Origin of the sequence: Haemophilus sp. HMSC066D02 (assembly GCF_001810545.1) — a bacterium.
Lineage (GTDB): Bacteria > Pseudomonadota > Gammaproteobacteria > Enterobacterales > Pasteurellaceae > Haemophilus_D.
The window spans coordinates 237,886-260,942 of sequence record NZ_KV801804.1 but is presented as its reverse complement, the minus strand read 5'-3'; the positions used below and the strand labels follow the sequence as shown (position 1 = coordinate 260,942).

General features: G+C 38.7%; 19 protein-coding genes and 1 pseudogene. 13 read left to right on the top strand and 7 right to left on the bottom strand.

Features of this window, described 5'->3' with window-relative positions:
- Positions 1-58: 58 nt before the first annotated feature.
- Positions 59-1,921 (bottom strand): signal peptide peptidase SppA, encoded by a 1,863-nt coding sequence (gene sppA, locus HMPREF2750_RS01540; protein WP_070582306.1) that lies wholly within the window; start codon positions 1,919-1,921, stop codon positions 59-61.
- A 113-nt stretch (positions 1,922-2,034) separates the two neighbouring features.
- On the opposite strand from sppA, the gene HMPREF2750_RS01535 reads away from it, so the two are divergent.
- Positions 2,035-2,589, top strand: a complete 555-nt coding sequence (locus HMPREF2750_RS01535) for a nitroreductase family protein (protein ID WP_049372493.1) — start codon at positions 2,035-2,037, stop codon at positions 2,587-2,589.
- Between the two features lie 45 nt (positions 2,590-2,634).
- Here the strand turns inward: HMPREF2750_RS01535 and HMPREF2750_RS01530 are convergent, their stop codons facing one another.
- Entirely contained in the window at positions 2,635-3,720 is a 1,086-nt protein-coding gene (locus tag HMPREF2750_RS01530) for a homoserine O-acetyltransferase MetX (RefSeq protein ID WP_070582305.1), read from the bottom strand.
- A gap of 156 nt (positions 3,721-3,876) precedes the next feature.
- On the opposite strand from HMPREF2750_RS01530, the gene HMPREF2750_RS01525 reads away from it, so the two are divergent.
- The 9 genes from HMPREF2750_RS01525 (at position 3,877) to yedE (ending at position 14,553) form a co-directional block, all read left to right on the top strand.
- Positions 3,877-4,575 carry a SanA/YdcF family protein gene (locus HMPREF2750_RS01525; RefSeq protein WP_049372491.1) on the top strand — a complete coding sequence of 233 codons (699 nt, stop codon included), beginning with the start codon at positions 3,877-3,879 and terminating at the stop codon, positions 4,573-4,575.
- Positions 4,576-4,740: 165 nt separating this feature from the next.
- Positions 4,741-6,093 (top strand): lysine-sensitive aspartokinase 3, encoded by a 1,353-nt coding sequence (gene lysC / locus HMPREF2750_RS01520; protein WP_070582304.1) that lies wholly within the window; start codon positions 4,741-4,743, stop codon positions 6,091-6,093.
- Positions 6,094-6,222: 129 nt separating this feature from the next.
- Positions 6,223-7,521 (top strand): adenylosuccinate synthase, encoded by a 1,299-nt coding sequence (purA, locus tag HMPREF2750_RS01515; RefSeq protein WP_070582303.1) that lies wholly within the window; start codon positions 6,223-6,225, stop codon positions 7,519-7,521.
- A 64-nt stretch (positions 7,522-7,585) separates the two neighbouring features.
- A complete protein-coding gene (locus tag HMPREF2750_RS01510; protein WP_070582302.1) occupies positions 7,586-8,251 on the top strand; it encodes a DUF484 family protein in 666 nt (221 codons plus the stop codon).
- Between the two features lie 163 nt (positions 8,252-8,414).
- Entirely contained in the window at positions 8,415-9,410 is a 996-nt protein-coding gene (locus HMPREF2750_RS01505) for an ABC transporter substrate-binding protein (RefSeq protein ID WP_070582301.1), read from the top strand.
- A gap of 19 nt (positions 9,411-9,429) precedes the next feature.
- A complete protein-coding gene (locus HMPREF2750_RS01500) occupies positions 9,430-10,500 on the top strand; it encodes an ABC transporter ATP-binding protein (protein ID WP_070582300.1) in 1,071 nt (356 codons plus the stop codon).
- A gap of 11 nt (positions 10,501-10,511) precedes the next feature.
- Positions 10,512-12,206, top strand: a complete 1,695-nt coding sequence (locus HMPREF2750_RS01495; protein ID WP_070582299.1) for an ABC transporter permease — start codon at positions 10,512-10,514, stop codon at positions 12,204-12,206.
- Between the two features lie 17 nt (positions 12,207-12,223).
- Positions 12,224-13,282, top strand: a complete 1,059-nt coding sequence (locus HMPREF2750_RS01490; RefSeq protein ID WP_049365916.1) for an ABC transporter ATP-binding protein — start codon at positions 12,224-12,226, stop codon at positions 13,280-13,282.
- 209 nt (positions 13,283-13,491) lie between these two features.
- The gene (yedE, locus tag HMPREF2750_RS01485) at positions 13,492-14,553 is read left to right on the top strand and encodes a YedE family putative selenium transporter (protein ID WP_070582298.1); all 1,062 of its coding nucleotides are present in this window, start codon (positions 13,492-13,494) and stop codon (positions 14,551-14,553) included.
- 93 nt (positions 14,554-14,646) lie between these two features.
- On the opposite strand, the gene ilvN is transcribed toward yedE, so the two are convergent.
- From ilvN to fabB, 3 genes are all read right to left on the bottom strand, one after another.
- On the bottom strand, positions 14,647-15,138 hold the full coding sequence (gene ilvN / locus HMPREF2750_RS01480; RefSeq protein ID WP_005695880.1) for an acetolactate synthase small subunit: 492 nt from the start codon (positions 15,136-15,138) through the stop codon (positions 14,647-14,649).
- The gene (locus HMPREF2750_RS01475) at positions 15,138-16,862 is read right to left on the bottom strand and encodes an acetolactate synthase 3 large subunit (RefSeq protein ID WP_049367501.1); all 1,725 of its coding nucleotides are present in this window, start codon (positions 16,860-16,862) and stop codon (positions 15,138-15,140) included. Before HMPREF2750_RS01475 ends, ilvN begins: the two co-directional genes overlap by 1 nt.
- A gap of 370 nt (positions 16,863-17,232) precedes the next feature.
- The gene (gene fabB, locus HMPREF2750_RS01470) at positions 17,233-18,453 is read right to left on the bottom strand and encodes a beta-ketoacyl-ACP synthase I (protein ID WP_005698496.1); all 1,221 of its coding nucleotides are present in this window, start codon (positions 18,451-18,453) and stop codon (positions 17,233-17,235) included.
- 182 nt (positions 18,454-18,635) lie between these two features.
- Here fabB and mnmC point away from each other — a divergent pair.
- Positions 18,636-20,644 (top strand): annotated as a pseudogene (gene mnmC / locus HMPREF2750_RS01465) (bifunctional tRNA (5-methylaminomethyl-2-thiouridine)(34)-methyltransferase MnmD/FAD-dependent 5-carboxymethylaminomethyl-2-thiouridine(34) oxidoreductase MnmC).
- A gap of 33 nt (positions 20,645-20,677) precedes the next feature.
- On the opposite strand, the gene HMPREF2750_RS01460 reads toward mnmC, so the two are convergent.
- Together HMPREF2750_RS01460 and HMPREF2750_RS01455 are read right to left on the bottom strand one after the other, a co-directional pair.
- The gene (locus tag HMPREF2750_RS01460) at positions 20,678-21,289 is read right to left on the bottom strand and encodes a tetratricopeptide repeat protein (RefSeq protein WP_257282668.1); all 612 of its coding nucleotides are present in this window, start codon (positions 21,287-21,289) and stop codon (positions 20,678-20,680) included.
- Between the two features lie 64 nt (positions 21,290-21,353).
- On the bottom strand, positions 21,354-22,070 hold the full coding sequence (locus tag HMPREF2750_RS01455) for a YwiC-like family protein (protein ID WP_070582296.1): 717 nt from the start codon (positions 22,068-22,070) through the stop codon (positions 21,354-21,356).
- A 111-nt stretch (positions 22,071-22,181) separates the two neighbouring features.
- Here HMPREF2750_RS01455 and HMPREF2750_RS01450 point away from each other — a divergent pair, with 111 nt between their 5' ends.
- Both HMPREF2750_RS01450 and HMPREF2750_RS01445 read left to right on the top strand, forming a co-directional pair.
- On the top strand, positions 22,182-22,532 hold the full coding sequence (locus HMPREF2750_RS01450; protein ID WP_070582295.1) for a RidA family protein: 351 nt from the start codon (positions 22,182-22,184) through the stop codon (positions 22,530-22,532).
- 90 nt (positions 22,533-22,622) lie between these two features.
- A complete protein-coding gene (locus HMPREF2750_RS01445) occupies positions 22,623-23,033 on the top strand; it encodes a Z-ring associated ZapG family protein (protein ID WP_049365925.1) in 411 nt (136 codons plus the stop codon).
- The last annotated feature ends 24 nt before the right edge of the window (positions 23,034-23,057 follow it).

Here is a 23,057-nt window from a genome sequence, read left to right as displayed (position 1 = left end):
GATTTGGGTAAAAAATAAGGGCGGAAATTACATTCCGCCCTTTTTGTATTTTACTGTTTTACTTAACCAAACCACAATTTAAACAATACAAATACTGCCCTTTTGGATCATTAAATTTGGTTAACGCATTTAGTTGTTTTTTCACTTGATGCACTTCCTGTGGCAATCCCAACCAATTTGTCAGTAAGGCTTGACCTTTTTGTTTAAGCTTGCGATCTAATTTAGCTAAGAAGCTATTATCTTCATCAACCAACCATTGCACACTAAAATTATCCATATATTTATCCGGATGTTGATTGACTAGCGCGACCACTTTATCAATGGCTATATCAATATCACCTAATTCGTCAACTAAGCCGTTTTTCTGTGCATCTTGTCCTAACCAAACTTGGCCCTGAGCAATTTTATCTACTTTGTCTTTTGATAATTGACGCCCACGGCTTACCACATCTAAGAAACGATCATAACCATTTTCAATACTAAGTTGATAAATATCCTGTGTGTTCTTACCTAATGGGCTTAACACTGAGGTTTCCGCAAGATCTGTTGTCGCTACGCTATCAGTACTCATTCCCATTTTTTTGATTGTATTTTCAAAGGTTGGGAATAATGCAAAGATCCCAATTGAACCCGTAATCGTATTTTTATCCGCCACGATATAGTCTGCAGTCGAAGAAATCCAATAACCACCAGAAGCTGCCATGCCCCCCATTGATACGACAACAGGTTTGCCTGCTTTTTGAAGATTTTCAATTTCCTGGCGAATAATTTCAGAGGCAAATGCACTGCCACCCGGTGAGTTAACACGGAGAACAACAGCCTTCACTTTCTCATTATCGTAGGCCTGTCTTAATAACTTCGCAATGGTATCGCCACCTGCAGATTCTTCATCGCTTTCACCATCAATAATCGTCCCTTCTACATTCACTACCGCAACAATATTTTTTTCATTTGGATCCACTGAGAAACGATCGCCTAAATCAGATAAATAATCTTCAAAATCCACTAATTTGGCTTTGCCTTCTTCACCTTGACCGAAAAGTGCGGTCAATTTTTTATCTAAATCCAATCTTGTCGCAAACTGTGTCACTAACTGACGTTTTTTTACATAAGCCGTTTCATCACCTTTTAACGCTTTTAAATCACTAATATATTTTTGTGCATTAGGTAATACGTCATTGGCGGTAATATGGCGATTAACCATTAGTGTTTGCATATAGTTTTGCCACATGCCTCCAAGCCATTTTTGCATATTCGCTTTTGCTTCTGGCGACATATCATCACGCAAGAAAGGCTCTACCGCGGACTTATATGTCCCCACTCGGAAAATATGTGGTGTAATTTCAAGTTTTTCGAGCATGGATTTAAAGTAAAGATTTTCCTGACGCAAACCTTGAATGCTGATTTGTCCAATCGGATTGAGATAAATTTCATCCGCAAAACTCGCAAGGAAATATTGTGCTTGTGTGTAATTGTCAGCATAAGCAATAACGGGCTTTTCTGACTCTTTGAAACTTTGAATGGCTTTTCCTACGTACTCTAATGATGGAAGATCCCCCCCTTCAAAGTCATTTAGATTCAATACTAAACCACGAACGCGTTCATCATCTTTTGCAGATAAAATACTTTGCACCACATCAAAGGTTGAATATTTGTAAGAAACTTTTTCATTATTTAAACGTTGGAATTCCTCTTGCCAACTCAGCATATCTTCCGTGTTATCAGCAAGATAGCCTGTTAAATTTAAATATAATGCACCTTGATCGCCTGATAAGACTTGGCTTTTCTTGCCATCACTAAAAAGGCTAATAAGGACAATCAACGCTAAAACAAATAGTAAGAACACAAAATTCATCACAAGATTTCGGATAAAATTGAGTGCTTTACAACAAAATTTCAATACGTTTAATATGGCATTCATGTGAAATTAAACCTTTAAAAACAGAAATAAAAATTGTGCGTAGCCTATCATAAAGTTTAGTGAAAAACTATGTTATAATTAACCGCACTTAAAACTAAAAAAGGAAAAACACTATGGATGCATTAACCCTTTTAACACAACGTAAATCGAATAAAAAATTAACAGCACCAGCCCCCAGCCAAGTGCAATTAGAACAAATGTTTCAAGCAGCTTTACATGCCCCTGATCATGGTAAACTTGAACCTTATCATTTCGTAGTTATCCAAGGCACCGGTTTAAGTAAATTGGAAAGCTTGCTCAAAGCAGCGGTGACTGAATTTGATTTAGGTGAAGAAAGATTAAAAAAAGCAGAGAATTTTGCACGCCGTGCGCCAATGATCATTGCGGTGATTGCTAAAATTAATCATGAAGTGAAAAAAGTACCGGGTTGGGAACAAATGCTTACTGCGGGTGCGGCAACTTATGCGATTCAACTTGCAGGCAATGCACTGGGTTTTGAAAGTTTTTGGGCAACAGGTCCTCTCGTTGAGGGGCGTGAATTACGTGAAGCATTTGGTTGTGGTAAAAATGATAAGATTGTTGCCTTATTACAAATTGGTACAGCAGCTGAAAAATTAGAAAGAGACTGTAAACCCAAAGATTTGTCACGTTTCGTGAGCCATCTATAAAGAAAAAATCAAAAAAGGCGGAAATTTCCGCCTTTTCTATTGTTCTTATTCAGACTCGCCTTCTAATCCACTTCTAATTTTATTTTCAAACGCCGTATAATCCACTAAAAAAGCATCATGACCATAATCCGATGGGAATTCATAAAATTTTAAATCCACGCCTGCTTGTTCTAAAAGCTGTTTACTTTTATGTAAATCAATAGATTTAAATAGTTGATCTGTCGTCACTGAAACTAATGTATAGCAAGCTTTAATTCGAGATAGGGCTTCTTTCACATCTGCATACCCTACACTAGGATCATACAGATCGAGAGCTCGCAATAAATGCAAATAGGTGTTAGCATCAAAACGTTCTAAGAATTTTTTACCTTGATAGCTCAAATAGGATTCCACTTGAAAGTGATCACCCCAAAATTGTCCTTCAGATTTAGTTGCTCGCCCAAATGCCTTGGCTAACTGTACATCTGTCCGATAGGTCAACATTCCCAACATGCGAGCAATGGAAAGCCCTTGATTAGGCGGTGTCCCCTCATAATAATCGCCATTATTAAAATTTGGATCATTAATGACAGCCTGACGCATCACATGATTAAATCCAATGGCTTCCGCACTAAAGAAGATGGAAGAACAAAGATTCACAATGTTATCCATAAAATCCGGATAATCAATTGCCCATTGTGTAGCTTGCATACCACCAAAGGATCCGCCCACTATCGCTTTTAAATGCGCTATGCCAAGATAATCAAGTAAAGCCTTTTGCACTTTAATAATATCTTGAACAATAATATTGGGGAACTGGCTACCATAAGGTTTTCCCGTAGTGGGATTCATTGAGCTTGGTCCCGTCGTCCCTTTACAACCACCTAATACATTTGAACAAATAAAAAAGTATTTAGATGTATCAAATGCGAGGCCATCCCCCATAAAATTTTGCCACCAACCATCTTTATTCGGTTCATCAAAATAAGGTTCTGCATCTCCCGTTAAGGCATGACAAATTAATACAGCATTGCTTTTATCTGCATTTAAAGTCCCGTAAGTTTGATATGCGACATTGATAGGCGAAAGCTGACCACCCAATGTTAATTGGAGGGGATTGTCTTGAAAAAGCACGACATTTTGCACAGCCATTAAATGATAACCTTTTACGTTGATGATTTAACAATTATCAACAGCTCATGTTTTTTGTCAAGAAATTTTAGACGTTTAGACGTCTAAATATTTCCTTATCAATTTGGTAAACAAATTACACTTGAAATTATTTTGATTTTTCAGTATGTTAGCTATATGCAACTATCCAAAATGCGGTTAAAAATGACCGCACTTTCATGGCTCTCTCGCCTTCCGCTGAAAAAACTCCTCGGCTACGCCTTGGGGTTAGGTTTACTCGTCTTGATTGGCTGCTTCACCATTGATCGTGCTATTAGTTTCTATGTGCAAGATCGCGTTTATGAAGACATTGAAACGCTCCCGCATCGTCACTACGCACTAGTACTAGGTACATCCAAATATGTCGCTAAGGGAAAAACCAATAAATATTATGACTATCGCTTAGAAGCATCAAAATACTTAATCGATCAAAATAAAGTTGATTATCTACTACTAAGTGGCGATAACCGCACGCTTCAATACAACGAGCCGCGTACCATGTTTTTGGATCTACGTAAAATGGGCGTGTCTGAAAGCGTCATGTTTAAAGATTTTGCAGGCTTCCGCACCTTAGACTCTGTTGTGCGAGCAAATAAAGTTTTCCAAGTACCCTCTTTTACTATTATCAGTCAAAAATTCCATTGTGAACGTGCTCTGCTTATTGCTAAACATTACGATATTGACGCAATTTGTTTCACCGCAAAACAGCCAGAAGTTTATTTTGGAACACGTGTCCGCGAAATGTTTGCTCGCGTAAAAGCCGTGTTAGACTTAATTATCGGTGTAAAACCTTATTTTCTCGGTGCACCAGAACCTCTGCCAATACCTGCCGAATAGTTAATGATTCTTTAATTTTTACCCTGTTTAATCAAAAAAGATCTAAATAAAAAGATTTTTATACGATTTTTTATCATATTTATTTGACAATTTTTAATTAAATCGCTATTTCTAATAGCCATCATAAAACACAACATCTTACTTTTCATTTTAGAGGATTATCTTATGTCTCATTTATCGGTAGCAAAATTTGGTGGCACGTCTGTCGCAAACTATTCCGCTATGCAAGCTTGTGCCAAAATCGTCATTGCAGATCCTAATACTCGCGTAGTGGTGCTTTCTGCATCAGCTGGTATAACAAACTTATTAGTTGCCTTAGCCAATGGCGTAGAAGCTGAAGAACGTACAAAATTAATTGGTGAAGTCCGTCAAATTCAAGAAAACATTTTAAATGAATTAAAAGATGACAGTCGCATTCGTCCTATCATTGAAAAATACTTAGAAAATATTACCGCACTTTCTGAAGCGGCTAGCCTTGCGACATCATTTGCTTTAACTGATGAACTCATTAGTCATGGTGAAATGATGTCAACTCAAATTTTCATTGAAGTATTAAGAGAATTACAAGCTTCTGCCACTTGGGTTGATGTACGTACTTTAGTGGCAACTAATGATAACTTTGGTAAAGCCGCACCAGATGATGCACAAACTCAAGCGAACTGTAATAATTTATTAAAACCATTAATTGACCGTGGTGAATTAGTCATCACTCAAGGCTTTATCGGTCGTGAACCAGGCGGTAAAACCACAACGTTAGGGCGTGGTGGTAGCGACTACTCTGCTGCACTTTTAGCAGAAGTATTAAACGCAAAAGACGTCTTAATTTGGACTGATGTGGCCGGTATTTATACGACTGATCCACGTATCGTACCAAATGCGCAACGTATTGATACCATGAGCTTTGCTGAAGCGGCTGAAATGGCAACCTTTGGTGCGAAAGTATTACATCCTGCGACATTGCTTCCTGCTGTGCGCAGTAATATCCCTGTTTATGTGGGTTCAAGTAAAGCACCAGAGGCTGGTGGTACTTGGGTAACTCGTGATCCTCAACCTCGTCCAACATTCCGTGCAATTGCATTACGTCGCGATCAAACCCTATTAACCCTTTCAAGTCTCAGTATGCTACATGCACAAGGCTTCCTAGCGAATGTATTCACTATCTTAGCGAAATATAAAATTTCAGTGGATACGATCACAACCTCTGAAGTAAGCATTGCATTAACCTTAGATAAAACTGGCTCAGCTTCATCTGGTGTAGAATTACTTTCACCAGAATTATTAGAAGAATTAAGCCAATACTGCACCGTGAAAGTTGATACAGGCTTATCGCTTGTCGCATTAATTGGAAATGATTTACACCTTGCTTCAGGTGTGGCAAAACGTATTTTTGACACGCTTGAAGGCTATAACATTCGCATGATTAGCTATGGCGCAAGCACGAATAACATTTGTATGCTAGCGCATAGTGACAAAGCGGATGATGTAGTACGTTCATTACATAAATCGTTGTTTGAATAATAAATTTATAAAAAGTGCGGTTAAAAATAACCGCACTTTTTTACGTTTAAAATTTGAGATTACAACCAAAAAAGAGTAAAGTAATCGTTTGTCTAATTTATAAACTTACGCAAACTTAAGGCGGAAATTATGGGAAAAAGTGTTGTTGTTCTTGGCGCTCAGTGGGGCGATGAAGGAAAAGGCAAGATCGTTGATTTATTAACGGATCGAGTCAAATATGTGGTGCGTTACCAAGGTGGTCACAACGCAGGTCACACTTTAATTATTAATGGTGAAAAAACTGTATTACGCTTAATTCCATCAGGTATTTTACGTGATAACGTGACCTGTTTAATTGGTAACGGTGTGGTACTTTCTCCTGCTGCATTAATGCAAGAAATGGGCGAATTAGAAAGCCGTGGCGTAAAAGTACGTGAACGTTTATTAATTTCAGAAGCTTGTCCATTAATCCTACCTTATCACGTTGCAATGGATCACGCTCGTGAAGCTGCGTTAGGCAAAAAAGCTATTGGTACAACCGGTCGTGGTATCGGCCCAGCTTATGAAGATAAAGTGGCTCGTCGTGGTTTACGTGTGGGCGATTTATTCAATCGCGAAGCCTTTGCTGAAAAATTAAAAAATATCCTTGAATACTATAATTTCCAATTGGTGAACTACTACAAAGTAGAACCTGTTGATTATCAAAAAACATTAGACGATGTGTTCGCGGTAGCTGATATTATTACTGGTATGGTGGCAGATATCACAACCATCTTAGATACTGCACGTAAAAATGGTGACAACATCCTATTCGAAGGTGCACAAGGCACTATGCTTGATATCGACCACGGCACCTATCCGTATGTAACCAGTTCTAACACCACTGCAGGCGGCGTAGCAACAGGTTCTGGTTTCGGTCCTCGCAACCTTGACTATGTGTTGGGTATCATCAAAGCATACTGTACACGAGTTGGTGGCGGTCCATTCACCACAGAATTATTCGATGAAACTGGTGCTGAAATTGCTCGTAAAGGTAATGAATTTGGTGCAGTAACCGGTCGTCCTCGTCGTTGTGGTTGGTTTGATGCAGTAGCCATTCGCCGTGCAATTCAACTTAACTCTATTTCTGGCTTCTGTATGACCAAATTAGACGTATTAGATGGTTTCGATGAAGTGAAAATCTGTACAGCTTACAAAATGCCAAATGGCAAAATCATTGAATATGCCCCATTAGCAGCGAAAGATTGGGAAGGCGTAGAGCCAATTTACGAAACCTTACCAGGCTGGAAAGAAAACACCTTCGGTGTCACTGATGTAAATAAATTACCGCAAACTTGCCGTAATTACATCAAACGTATCGAAGAAGTCACTGGCGTACCAGTAGCTATCCTTTCAACGGGCCCAGATCGTGTTCAAACAATGATTTTACGCGATCCATTTGCTGCCTAAAACAACATAAAAATAAACCGCACTTTGGCATAACCAAGTGCGGTTATTTTTTAAGGAGTTTTTGATGACTGAACAAGATATTGTGGACTACCTAAAAAATCACCCTGATTTTTTTACCCATCACCCAGAACTACTTCAACAGCTTATCATTTCTCATAGCCATGAAGAAGGGACGATTTCGTTAGTCGAAGCACAGCTTGCTCAGCAACGAGAACAAATCAAAACGCTTACTCAACTCCTCGAAAAATTTCATCAGCTTGCTCATCAAGAAGCAGATATTTTCTTTGCCCTCTTGCCTTTGCAGAAGAAGCTGTTTCAAACAGAAGACTTTATCGCCATCAATGAAAAGTTAGATGACTGGGCAAAAGGCTATGAGTTAGAAGGCGCTAAAATTTTACTTTTCACGGATAGTTGGCCAAAAAATAGCACTATTCCTGAGCAACATTGGCTAGACCGAAAAGCCTTTGAACTTATTCGCCTAGAGCGTATGGGATTACGCCAATTCTATTTAGGCGATCTCTCCAATAAAGAAAAAGCCCTCATGTTCCTTCCAGAAGAGCTCCCTATCGGCTCTGTGGCGATTTGCCGCTTAGGCGGAACACCACAAAAACCAACCGCACTTTTACTCTTCAAATCTCGAGACACAGACCGTTTCCACAACGACCAAGACACAACATTTCTTCGACATTTAGTCGATATTGTGGAATTGCATTTGGGAAGATGGCTTTAAACGTTATTAAGTGATCTCTATCACAAATCTGAAAATTATTTAAATTTAGACTTTTATATTCAAATATTTAAGTGTATTTTGTAGATTAGATGTTTTGGTATAAATGTCGATCGTAGTTTGATCTCATTTACTGATTTTATCCCTATCTCAGTGAGGTTTCATTATGAATAAAAAAATGTCTTTAACATTGATTGCCATTGGACTAGGTATGTCACTTAGTAATATGGCTGCGGCACAAGAAAAATTAATTGTGTACACATCAATGAAAGAATCATTAATTGGTGCATTAAAAGCAAAATTTACTGAAAAATATCCAGATGTTGAAATGGATTATCAGTCTGCCGGCGCTGGAAAATTGATGGCTAAAATTGCAACGGAAAAAGAATCCGGGAAAATTATGGCCGATGTAATTTGGTCAAGTGAAGTACCTGACTTCTTCCAAATGAAAAAAAACGGCATGCTTGAAGCTTATGTTTCTCCTGAAACTGCCAATATTGTTAACCCTATCCCTAACTTTGATGGTTCTTTTACTCCAATCCGCCTCGGTACACTAGCAATCGCCTACAATACCCGCTTCGTTAAAGATAACCCGCCTGCTGAATGGGCTGATATCTTAAAACCTGAATATAAAGGTGCGTTTGGTATTGCAAATCCTGCATTATCGGGTACGTCATATATGAGTGTATCTTTATTAAAAGATAAATTTGGTTGGGAATTCTTTGAAAAATTAAAAGCAAATAAAGCTAAAGTAGGTAAAGGTGCAGGCCAAGTTATCGATGATACCGCATCTGGTGATTTATTAGCCTCTCTCGCTGTTGACTATATTACCAACGATAAAATTAAAAAAGGCGCGCAATTAAAATTGGTTTATCCAAAAGAAATGCTCGTCATCCCTAGCCCTGCAGCGATCTTAAAAGGTACTGAACACCTTGCTGCTTCACAAAAATTTATTGACTTCTTACTTTCTGAAGATGGGCAGAAAATTATTGCAAATGAAGGGACATTACCAGTTAGAAAAGGTATTGAACTTGATGCTAAATTTGGTATGCCATCTCTAGAAGATGCCGTATCAAGAGCGATTCCTATTGACTATGAAAAATTAATGTCAGAAAAAGAAGAAACAATTAAACATTTCACTCAAATTCTTCAAGGTCGTTAATCAGTAAGGAGTAGTGATTATGGCAACAATTACATTTGAAAATATATCCAAAAAATTCGGTTCAAATGAAGTGTTAAAAAATCTGTCCTTAGTTGTACAAGATGGAGAATGTTTTACGCTTCTTGGCCCATCCGGCTGTGGGAAAACTGTCTTATTACGCCTGCTTGCAGGATTTGATGTGCCAGATAGTGGCCGTATTTTAATTGATGATGTGGTTGTTGCCGATCCCGCTACAAACACGGATATTCAGCCAGATCAACGCGGTTTAGGTGTGGTCTTCCAAGATTATGCTGTTTGGCCGCATATGACTGTCTTTGACAATATCGCCTACCCTCTTAAATTAAAGAATATTGAAAAACAAGCTCTTCATAAACAAGTGATGGAAATTGTCGAATTAGTTAATTTAATTGGTTTAGAAGAACGTTTACCTTCTCAATTATCAGGGGGACAACAACAGCGTGTTGCTCTCGCAAGGGCATTAGTTGCTAAACCATCTTTAATGCTCTTAGACGAGCCTCTCAATAATTTAGATGCCAATCTTCGAGAAGAAATGCGTTTTGAAATTAAAGAATTACAGAAAAAACTCGGTATTACTATTCTTTACGTAACACATGACCAAGAAATTGCCCTAGCAATATCTGATCGTTTGGCCATTATGAATGAACATGGCGATATCCAACAAGTTGGAACACCATGGGACATTTATGAGCGCTCAGAAAATGAGATGGTATTTAAATTTATGGGACTCGCAAATTTCATTCCAGTCCGATACGAAAATAATCATCACTATATTGGAGAAGGTAATCAAATTTTAAACTGGAAAAACTTGCCACCTAACTCAGGGAAATTAGGATGTCGACCTTCCGATATCATACTAAGCAAAGACAATGAAGGTTTACTAGGAAAAATATCAAGAGCCAGCTTTCTTGGCGCGGTAATGGATTATATGGTAGAGATTGATGGTGTAACACTGCGAACAGAAATCCCAACTAATAAAGCATTACGTAATAATTTAATGTTCAATGAAGGTGAAAATTGCTTTATCAGTTTTCATGATTTGCTTTGGTTTGATTCTGCTAAAGAAATCTAGAGGGGTTTATTATGGCTACAACTATTCAAAATAATCATCCATTCAATATTGCTAACGTTATTCTAGCCTTATCTATCGGTATCTTAGTTATCGTTGTTGCGGTTCCTGTTTTACTTATTTTCCTCAATTCTTTTTGGGTTGATGGGCAATTTAATATCACCGATGTGGTGAATATTCTGAAGCAAGAAGAAACCTATGAAGCATTACTCAATTCACTTTTCATCGCATCTGGCGTAACTGTGATGAGTACGATTATTGGTACATTTTTTGCTTGGTTGGTGACTCGAACAGATCTACCTTATAAAGGTTTTATGAAAGTGATGTTCCTTGTACCTTTTATGCTTCCTTCTTTCATTGGGGCATTAGCTTGGAAAATGTTACTTTCACCACGTTCTGGCTACATTAACCAATTCTTCATGGATTTAGGATTTGATGGTCCTATTTTTAATATCTATAGCTATGCCGGTATTATGGCTGTAGAAACGATGTATCTTTTCCCATTCGTCTTTATCCAAGTTTGTGGTGCATTGGAGCGCATGGATCCTACATTAGAAGAATCAGCGAGAATCTCAGGCGCAAGTCTCTTTACCATTACACGTAAAATTACCATTCCACTCGTCATGCCAAGTATTCTTTCTGGTGCATTACTCATTATGCTCTATTCTATGGCTCACTTTGGTACTGTTGCCGTACTAGGCGTAGAAAATGGTATTTTCAACATTCCAACCCTCATTTATGAACGTATTCACCAAAGTGCGGGTAGTTTTGAAGCCATTCGTACCGGTACTGTACTTGCAACTGTTTTAGTATTCACTGCGGCACTGATTATTTGGTTACAAAACAAAATCTTAAATAAAGGTCGATTCCAAATTATTGCAGGTAAAAGCTTTAGACCTATCGAAGTAAAACTTCGTGGTTTGAGAAAACCGTTGCTTGTTATTTGCTTACTCTACATCGCCTTTACAATCATATTGCCTACAGTCACGATTTTCCTTGTTGGTGGATTAAAAACCTATGGATTACCAATTACATGGGAAAATCTCACATTAGATAACTATAAATTCATCTTATTTGAATGGCAGTTAACAAAAGATGCAATTCGCAATAGTGTGACTCTCGGTCTCGCTGCAGCATTGATTACCATGTTTGCAGGGGTAATGATTTCTTATGTTATCGTTAAAATGCGTGTTCGCGGAAAAGGCATCCTTGAGTTCTTAGGGATGTTGCCATTCTCCGTACCTGGCTCTGTAATTGCTCTTGGGGTGATCCTTGCCTGGAGTGGTAAATTTGGCATCAATCTCTACAACACAGTTTGGATTATTTTAATTGCCTATATCGCTCGTTATATGGCTTTCTCACTCAAAGCCAACTCTGCTGCACTTGAGCAAGTGCATGATTCATTAGTTGAAGCTTCTCGAGCATGTGGAGCAAGTATGTGGCAATCCTTAAAAGATATTGTTATCCCACTCGTAAGACCAGGGATGATTGCCGCTTTCTTCCTGATTTTCCTTCCGGCTCTACGTGAATTGACTGTTTCTGTTATGTTATATGGTCCTTCTACACGAACTATCGGTGTCGCAATTTATACTCTAAATGAAGACGGTGAAACGGTTTATTCTGCAGCATTAGCGGGTATTGCCCTAATAATCATTGTGTTAGGCCAAACTGTTATTAAACGTTATGCTGAAAAGAAAACTCAAAAATAGAAGGTTAGGAGTAAAAGATGAGCTATATTCAATTAAATCATGTCATGAAAAAATTTGGTGATGTTATTGCCATTGAAGATCTTAACCTTTCTATCGAAAAAGGGGAATGTTTCTCTATGCTAGGGCCATCAGGTTGTGGAAAAACAACAACCTTACGAATGATCGCAGGCTTTGAAGACTTAGACGGAGGAGAAATTAAAGTCGGTGATAAATTACTGTCATCGAAGAAAAACAATTTCTATCTTCCGCCTGAGAAACGCAATTTTGGTATGGTCTTTCAGGCCTTTGCGGTATGGCCACATATGACGGTATATGACAACGTTGCCTTTCCGTTAAAACTCAAAAATATTTCAGCCCAAGAAATTGAAAAACGAACAACCGATGCGCTAAGACATACTAATTTACTTAGTGTTGCCAAGAAAAGCCCTGATGATTTATCTGGTGGCGGAAAACAACGTGTGGCACTTGCTAGAGCATTAGCAATTAACCCAGACGTCATGTTACTAGACGAACCATTATCAAGCTTAGACCCACATCTTCGCGAAGAAATGCGGTTTGAAATTAAGGCATTACAGAAAAAATTTGGGTTCTCAATTATTTATGTGACTCATGACCAATCTGAAGCGATGGCACTTTCAGATCGTATTATGGTCATGAAGAAAGGGGCGGTACAACAAATTGATACCCCATTAAATATTTATAACAACCCCGCTAACAAGTTTGTCTTCAATTTTATCGGGTTATCAAATCAATTAAATGTAAACCTGTCATCACAAGGTATTCATATTGATAAAGTTGATGGTATTTTTAATCTTCCAGAAATGCCAAATAATGACTTACTTTCACAAGGGAAAGCCATATTAGCAAGCCGTCCATCTGACATTGAATTTGTTCAACAAGGTGGAATCCCTGGTGTTGTAAAACGTCGTTCTTATCTTGGTGAAGTGACGGATTATAATATCCAAGTTGGAGATCAAGATATTCGTGTTCAAATTGGACGACGAGATTCTGGTCCGAAAGAAGGGGAAACATGTCAGATAGCCTTTGAACATTTGCATTGGTACCCTGCTGAATAACATATCCTAAGTGCGGTTAAATTTAACCGCACTTTTATTTTTTTACAGTAATTAAACAAGCTGTTCTCATTATCAATTAATCTTTGATCCTGCTCACAATTTCAAAAAAATAAACTTTCTTTATTTTTCAACTCTTTCTACAATACCTTTGTTTTTATTATTAAAAACACACAATTCAATTTAACTTCAGATATCACAAGGGTCTAATTATGAAAATTTTAACTTGGCCTGTGGTTGCAGGTGCTGCACTTGGTATCGTTGCGCCACTTCTCACTTATAATGGCAATCCTGGTAATATGGGATTTTGTGCGGCTTGTTTCTTACGCGATACAGCCGGATCGCTTGGATTACACCACGCTGCCCCATTGCAATACCTTCGCCCAGAACTCATTGGATTAGTTTTAGGAGCACTCGCCAGTGCATTCTTATCTAAGGAATTTAAACCTCGTGGTGGCTCTGCCCCACTTGTTCGTATTAGCTTAGGCTTTTTTGCAATGCTTGGTGCGCTTATTTTCTTAGGTTGTCCATGGCGTGCTTATTTACGATTAGGTGGTGGTGATCTCACTGCAATTGCAGGTATTGTAGGATTATTTGCCGGTGTATTAGGTGGCATTTTCTTTGCTAATCGAGGATTCTCATTAGGTAAATCTAAGGAACAAAGCCAATCTTCTGGCTTAATCGGTCCAATCTTTGCGGTGATTTTGCTTGTTTTAGCCTTAACCCAATTTAAATTTGGTGAAAATCTAGCGATTTATACCTCTGAAAAAGGGCCTGGTGCACAACATGCGGCTATTTGGATGTCACTTGCTGGCGGATTACTTCTCGGTGTGCTGATGCAAAAATCGCGTTTTTGCACAATAGGGGCATTCCGAAACTTTGTCCTCTTCCGTGATGCTCATTTATTAAATGGTGTGATTGCACTGATAGTCTTTGCAGCAATAACCAATGCATTATTAGGTCAATTCCATTTAGGCTTTGAAAAACAACCTATCGCACATAATGACTATCTCTACAATTTCCTTTCTATGGCACTTTGCGGCCTTTGCTTTGCATTAGGCGGTGGTTGTCCAGGCAAACAATTAGTCAATATTGGTGAAGGAAATAATGACTCAGCATTATTTGTGCTCGGTATGCTACTGGGTGCAGCAGCGGCACATAACTTTGGTTTCGCAGCCGCTCCTACTGGCGTTCCAACCTTTACGCCTTATGTTTTAATTGCCGGTTTTGCAGTTTGTTTATATATCGCATTAACTAATAAATCAGAAGCTTAACATTCATTCAGAATAAACAAAAAGGAAGTCAATCATGACTTCCTTTTTTCGTTTTCAAAAGTGCGGTCATTTTTAACCGCACTTTCTACATCATTAGAGAATATTTTTCTCACCACGGGAAAGACTAATTAAGCCTGAACGAACAATCTCAAGTAATGTACTTTCTTCCTTCACAGCCTCAACAAAAGCATCTAATTTATCTTTTGTACCTGTTAATTGAATTGTGTAGGATTTTGTTGTTACATCCACAATCTGACCACGGAAGATATCGGCTAAACGTTTTAACTCATCACGTGATGAACCCGTTGCACGTACTTTCACTAACAACACTTCACGCTCAACGTGCTCATGTTCACTCAAGTTAATAACTTTAAACACATCCACTAATTTGTGAAGTTGTTTTTCGATTTGTTCGAGTACTTGCTCATCACCCACCGCTTCAATCGTCATACGAGAAAGCGTTGGATCATCAGTTGGTGCCACAGTTAAGCTTTCAATGTTAAATGCACGTTGGGAAAATAAGCCGACCACACGAGATAATGCACCGGATTCATTTTCTAATAAAACAGATAAAATTCTACGCATTATTCTTTCTCCTCTTGTGGTTTGCTTAAAATCATCTCATTCATCGCCCCGCCGCGAACTTGCATTGGGTAAACGTGTTCGGTTTCATCAACGTTAATATCAACAAAGACCAATTTATTTTTAATACTGAAGGCTTCTTTTAATTTGCTTTCTAATTCATCTGGTGTAGAAATTTGAATTCCCACATGACCATAAGATTCGGCTAACTTCACGAAATCCGGTAAAGAATTCATATAAGTTTGAGAATGGCGGCCTGAGTAAATCAAATCTTGCCATTGTTTTACCATACCTAAGAAGTGGTTGTTCAAACAAATTACCACAACAGGAATACCGTATTGCGTTGCTGTTGAAAGCTCTTGGATATTCATTTGAATACTGCCATCACCCGTTACACAAACCACAGTTGCTTCAGGATGCGCAAGTTTTACCCCTAATGCAGCCGGTAAACCGAAGCCCATCGTACCTGCGCCACCTGAATTGATCCAACGGCGTGGTAAATCAAACGGATAATGTAATGCGGCAAACATTTGATGTTGGCCTACATCCGATGCCACATAAGCTTGGCCTTTTGTAATACGATATACGGCTTCCATCACTTGCTGCGGTTTAATTACGCCTGAAGTGCGGTCGAAATCCAAGCATTTTTTCGCTTTCCATTCATCAATTTGTTTCCACCAATCTTCTAATTGGTTTTGAGGACGCGAACCAATTTCTTCACCTAATAAGCTTAAGAACTCATCCAATACATTTTTCGCGTTACCTACAATTGGAATCGCAACAGGGACGTTTTTAGAAATAGAGGTTGGATCAATATCAATCTGAATCACTTTTGCATTCGGGCAATATTTATCTAAATTGTTAGTGGTACGGTCATCAAAACGAACGCCAACACCAAGGATTAAATCACTTTCATGCATTGCTGTATTGGCTTCGTAAGTCCCGTGCATCCCAAGCATACCTAAGAATTGTTTATCGGTACTTGGATACACACCTAAACCCATTAATGATGAAGTTACCGGTAAATTTAAACGTTGTGCAAATTGCGTTAATTCCTCATGACAGCCTGCTGCAATTGCACCACCACCGACGAATAAAACCGGCTTTTTAGCCACTAATAATGCTTTTAACGCTTTCTTAATTTGACCTTTGTGACCATTTACCGTTGGATTATAAGAACGAAGCTCAACAGATTTTGGATATTCGTAAGGATATTTTAAAGTTGGATTTACGGTATCTTTTGGAATGTCTACGACAACAGGACCAGGACGGCCTGTTGAAGCAATATAAAATGCTTTTTTCAAGATACCTGGAATGTCTTCTGCTTTTTTAACAATAAAGCTGTGCTTAACCACTGGACGAGAAATCCCCACCATATCACATTCTTGGAACGCATCACGGCCGATTAAGCTACTCATTACCTGACCAGAAATGATCACCATTGGCACTGAATCAGTATAAGCGGTTAAAATACCCGTAATCGCATTGGTTGCACCTGGTCCTGATGTCACTAACACACAACCTACTTTACCGGTCGCACGTGCATAACCATCTGCCATATGTACCGCTGCCTGTTCATGACGAACTAAAATATGCTCAATCCCACCAAGGGTATGGATTGCATCATAAATATCCAATACGGCACCGCCTGGATAACCAAATAAATACTCAACGCCTTCGTCACGCAAAGACTGAACCACCATTTCCGCACCGGATAATTTCTTCATATTTTACTCCTAAAACTGACCGCACTTTTATTACTACGATTTGTTGTCAAAACAATGGAACCATCATACCGAAAGAAAACAACTTGTCTAGCATTGCAAAAGTCTAAAAAAACAAATTTAAAAGAATTAAAATCCATAAAAATATAAAAATAAAGTTTTAAATAAAGATTGAAATAAAAAAACAAAGAGAATTGCATTTTTATATAGAGTTTTATAAAAATAAAAAAATTTTATTCTTTTGTTCAAAAATTTGAACTAGATCACATTTTAAATGTTGTTTTCTCTTATGAGTGGAGGGAAAAGAATCGATGACAAGAAAAAACCGCACTTGGAAGCCCCAAAGTGCGGTTAGATTTTAAGCGATTTTTAATTAGCCGTTATAGCGTTTGAACACTAAAGTCGCGTTTGTACCACCGAAACCAAAGCTGTTTGACATTACAGTTTGTAAGCCTGCATTTTCTTTTGTTTCAGTCACGATATTACAGCCTTCTGCCGCTTCGTCTAATGTTTCGATATTAATGCTTGGTGCAATAAAGTCATTGTGTAACATTAATAAGGTATAGATTGCTTCGTGTGCACCTGCTGCACCTAAAGAGTGACCAGTCATTGATTTGGTTGAAGAAATCGCTGGGATTTTGTCACCAAATACATTTTTGATTGCACCTAATTCTTTTACATCACCAACTGGTGTTGATGTACCGTGTACGTTGATGTAATCAATTGGGGTATCCACAGTTGCCATCGCTTGTTTCATACAACGCTCTGCACCTTCACCACTTGGTGCTACCATGTCGTAACCATCAGAGGTTGCACCATAACCTACGATTTCAGCGTAGATTTTTGCACCACGTGCTAATGCGTGTTCTAATTCTTCAACCACCACAACTGCACCACCACCCGCGATAACGAAACCATCACGGTTTGCATCGTAAGCACGAGACGCTTTTTCTGGGGTATCATTGTATTTAGTTGAAACCGCACCCATTGCATCGAATTCAGTTGCACATTCCCAAGATAATTCTTCCGCACCACCAGCGAAAACCACATCTTGTTTACCTAATTGGATTAATTCAACTGCATGACCGATACAGTGTGCAGACGTTGCACAAGCAGAGCTGATTGAGTAGTTCACACCACGGATTTTGTAAGGGGTTGCTAAACAAGCTGACACACTTGATGCCATCGTTTTAGTTACCGCATAAGGACCAATCGCTTTCACACCGCGTGGACCACGTACTGCGTCACAAGCCACTAATTGGTTGTGAGCTGAACCAGTACCTGCACCGATTACAAGACCTGTACGGTCATTTGAAACTTGATCTTCTGTTAAACCTGAATCTTCAATCGCTTCACGCATAGAAAGGTATGCATAAGCTGCCGCATCACCCATAAAACGATATACTTTACGATCGATGTGCTCGCTTGGATCAAGTTTGATTGTGCCGGCAACATGGCTACGCATTTTCATTTCAACAAACTCAGGCACGACTTCAATACCAGATTTACCTGCTTTTAATGAAGCCAAAACTTCTTCTTTGTTGTTACCGATACTTGAAATAATACCAAAACCAGTAATTACAGCTCTTTTCATTCTTTATTCCTTATGATTTAGGGTAAATTTAGTTCAACTTACAGTTGTTAGCTGAACGCAATTTACTATGAAATGAAAATATTGCAAGCAATAATTCATTTGTTCGACCAGTTAAGTTTTAACCGACTCAAAATTTCCGTGCTATTATAAAAGAATTTGATAAGGCAAAAAAGGGCTAACACATGTTCACCATTCAGCACGCAAAAATTCATTTTAACCAAGAGAATACGCCTGTTTCGGATAAATTTGATGACGTGTATTTTTCTAATCAAGATGGCTTAGCGGAAACGCATTACGTGTTTTTAGAAGGCAATCAGTTGTGGGAACGTTGGACTAATTATCAAGAAGCCCATTTTGTTATTGCTGAAACGGGATTTGGCACTGGATTAAATTTCTTTGCAGTGACTACGCTATTCCGTGAATTTCGTCAGAAATATCCAGATTCGCCTCTAAAACGCCTTTATTTTATATCTTTTGAAAAATACCCTTTGCCACTTGATGCATTACAACAAGCCCATTTAGCTTATCCGCAATTTTCTCATCTTGCTCAGCATTTACAACAGCATTGGCTTAATCCCATTCAAGGTTGCTATCGTTTTCATTTTGATGAAACCACGTTAGATCTTTGGTTTGGCGATGTCGCTGAAAATCTGCCACAACTGGGCGATTATATGAATGGTAAAATTGATGCCTGGTTTTTAGATGGTTTTGCGCCGAGTAAAAACCCCGACATGTGGAATGAGCAGCTTTATCAGCAAATGTTTCGTTTTACCAAGCCACAAGGCACCTTTGCGACCTTTACTGCGGCAAGTGCGGTTAGAAAAGGCTTAGAAAATGCGGGCTTTAATATTAAGAAACGCAAAGGATTTGGTAAAAAACGGGAATGTCTTTCTGGTCAAAAACGCATGAAAAACTGACCGCACTTTCAGCCCCCTGGTTTCATAGTCAGCCCGCGAATCTAAACGAGCAAGATATTGCCATTATTGGTGGTGGGATTGCCTCGCTTTGCACAGCCATTTCATTGGTTAAACGTGGGGCTAAAATCACAATTTATTGCGAAGATGAGCAAACTGCCCTGAATGCATCTGGCAATAAACAAGGCGCTTTTTATCCGCAACTGAGTGATGATAACGAGCGTAATATTCGTTTTTATATTCATGCTTTTGCCTATGGCCTCCAATTTCTACAATGGGCAATTCAGCAAAAAATCGAATTTGAACACGAATTCTGCGGTGTTGCGCTTTGTGCTTACAACGACAAAGCTGAAAGTAAATTAAATAAAATCGCTGCGCTGAATTTGCCTTCTGATTTATATCAGTCATTAAGTCAAACTGAATTAAGCGAAAAAGTCGGTTTACCGTTACCTTTTGGGGGCGGTTTTATTCCTCAAGGCGCTTGGCTTGCACCACGTCAGTTAGTTCAGCATGCTTTTGCCTTTTTAGAGAAACAAGGTGTCCAGATTAAAACATCACAAAAAGTAACCGCACTTTCTCAAACAGAATACGGTTGGCAAATCACCACAGCTGAAAATGAAACTTTCTGCCATGAAGTGGTTGTTTTAGCAAACGGGCATAAACTCACTGAGTTTGAACAAACACAAAAACTGCCACTCTATCCTGTTCGCGGGCAAGTGAGCCAAATTCCAACATCCTCAAACTTGCTTAAACTCAAAACTGTGTTGTGTTATGACGGCTATCTGACTCCAGTCGATCAAGCGAAAGCCAGTCATTGTATTGGCGCAAGTCATGTTCGTGATAATGCAACACGTGAATTTAGCCTAGCTGAACAACAAGAAAACCAACAAAAAATTCAGCAAAATATTCCTGAAGATTGGACAAAAGAAGTGGATACATCGGGCAATCTTGCTCGAATCGGTGTGCGTTGTTCAGTACGTGATCTCACCCCAATGATGGGGGCTATTCCTCATTTTTCAGCGCAGCAAGCACAATATCAGAATTTGTTTAATTTACGACGCCGTAAACAGCCAATAGAACAGGCTGAAAACTACCCTAATCTCTATTTAATCGGTGCATTAGGCTCTCGAGGATTAACCTCTGCGCCGTTTTTAGGGGAAACACTGGCTTCCTTAATTTATGGCGAGCCCTTACCGATGAGTGAAGATCTGATTCATAACTTAATGCCAAACCGCAGTTGGGTCAGACGCTGGTTGAAAGGGGCGGACGTGAAATAAAAAAAGTGCGGTTAAAATCAACCGCACTTTTTCTTAATATAAGCTTAAACGCTGTAATCGCTGTCTGGCGATTTCTTTGATTTCATCCTTTTTTGCTGTATTCATAATTTCCAAATAAAGCAATTTGGCCAAACCAATATTCACTTGTGTCCCAATCCCTTCTTCATACAAACGAGCTAAACGGAATCGCCCCTCATTGCTGCCCGCATTAGCGGCTTTTTGGAACCATTCAAAGGCTTTGGTAAATTCTTTCTGATTGGTATAAATTTCCCCTAATGTAAGCATAGCATCGGGATCTTTTGTTGCACTGGCTTCAAATAATTTAATCGCTTGAGCGGTATTTTGTTTTACATAGTTGTTGCCGTTGAAATACATGACCGCCAAATTATTGATAGCTTTAATACTGCCTCGCTCAGCTGCTTCACTAAACCACCAGTAAGCCAGCTCTTTATTTTCATCCACTCCACGGCCTAAATTATAAAGCATCCCTAAATTGCTTTGTGCTTGTAAATTACCTTCCAAAGCTAAAGGATACATAATTTCAAAAACCGCTTTCCAATCTTGTTTCTCTGCCAGTTTTTGTGCCAGATCCATTTTTTGCTGATCCGTCATTTGCGCTTTATCGACCAAATCAATAGTTTTCATCGCAAATGCTGAACTACTTAAGGTAAACGTGGCGAGGAGTAAAAATTTGGCTAATGTCTTCATCTTATAATGTCGCTATCAATAAAATAATCAAAAAAATGGCGGATGTTCCGAATTCTATTAGACCGACTTGTTTCACTGAAAGTTTCTTGGTGGGTAAATAAATGGCACGAATTAACGCCAGCACAAAAGCAAGTGACAAGACATAGTGTTGGGTAAACAAGCAACCGAGTACGCAAAGCACGTGGAAAATAATGGAGGCTTTGAGATAAAGCGGATTTTTGCGTTCACGCATCATTGATTTGACGTAAAGCGTCGTGCCAATAAAAAATAAGCTTGGATACAATGCTACCCACCAGATTTTTTCATCAAAAGTGCGGTCAGAAAAATAATAGGATCCCATACCTGCAAGGGCAAAAATCACAATACCCGCTAAATCATTGAGAAGATTGCGTTCATCTTTTTTCTTGGTGTAATAGATACTCACTAATACAAAAGGAAACATGGCGGCAATAAAGAAAAGAATTTGCCAGTTATAAAAAATGGCAGGAAGCGCAAATAAAAAAGCCGCAACACCATAGATGATAGTCCACTTTTTATATTCCGCCATATTTTTGCCTTTAAAGAGACTAAGCATTGGGTAACTCAGCAAATACATGGTGAACCAAGCTAACATCAAAAAGAAATGCGCCCAAACGGGAGACGCTAATAACATACCATAAACAAAAGGCAATAATGCCATCACAATGGCGCCATATTGATTCGAAATCAGGAGTTTCATAGTTCTCTTTAGTTGATAAAAATTCTCAGTTATTTTATCCCACAATTTCTTGATTTACAAAGTCTAAAACCGCCTTTAGAATGGAATTATCTTCATCAAAAAGGAGCCATTATGTCGATTCAACGCATTCAACCAAGTAAACGCTTTTCTGAAGTGGTCATTCATAACCATACCGCCTATTTTGCAGGCCAAGTACCGGAAAAAACCGTTAAGCAAAATGCTTACGAACAAACCAAAGAAGTCCTTTCACTGATCGATAAATTATTGGCTGAAATTGGTTCTGAAAAAGGCAAAATTCTCACTACTCAAATCTTCCTTGCAGATATGGCTGATTATGCTCAACTTAACCAAGCATGGGATGAATGGGTCGATAGTCAAAATCCACCAAGCCGAGCAACGGTAGAGGCGAAACTTGCAGATCCTGATTGGAAAGTTGAAATTGTTATTATCGCAGCTGTGTAAGCAATGCTTTTTCAAAATGTGATCAACCGCAAAGAAAGTTTTTCGGTTTTCCTTTACACTCAACACTGAATTCAAAAGAAGGAGTAATGTATGCAATCATGGACACCAGAAATGTGGCAAGCTGCTGTGATTGGGCTTGTAGTTGGCGTAATCTTAGGCTATGTGTTATTACGCTTAACAAAAGGTTCTGTTAAAAAACAAGTTCAAACTGAAGCTGAACTAAAAGAAGTAAAAACACAATTAAGCGATAAACAAGCACAACTTGAAAAACATTTCGCAGAAAGTGCTGAATTATTTAAAACCTTAATTGGTGATTATCAAAAACTGTACCGTCACTATGCCGCTTCATCTGAAACCTTGCTTGGCAGTAAACCCGCCGACAAAGGTTTATTTACCCAGCAATTGGTGACTGCCTCATCAGAAAGTAAATCTGAAGAGCCTCCTCGTGATTATTCTGAAGGCTCATCTGGCTTATTAAAAACAGATAAAGAAAACCAATAATAATTAACGGTTGAACAATAAAAA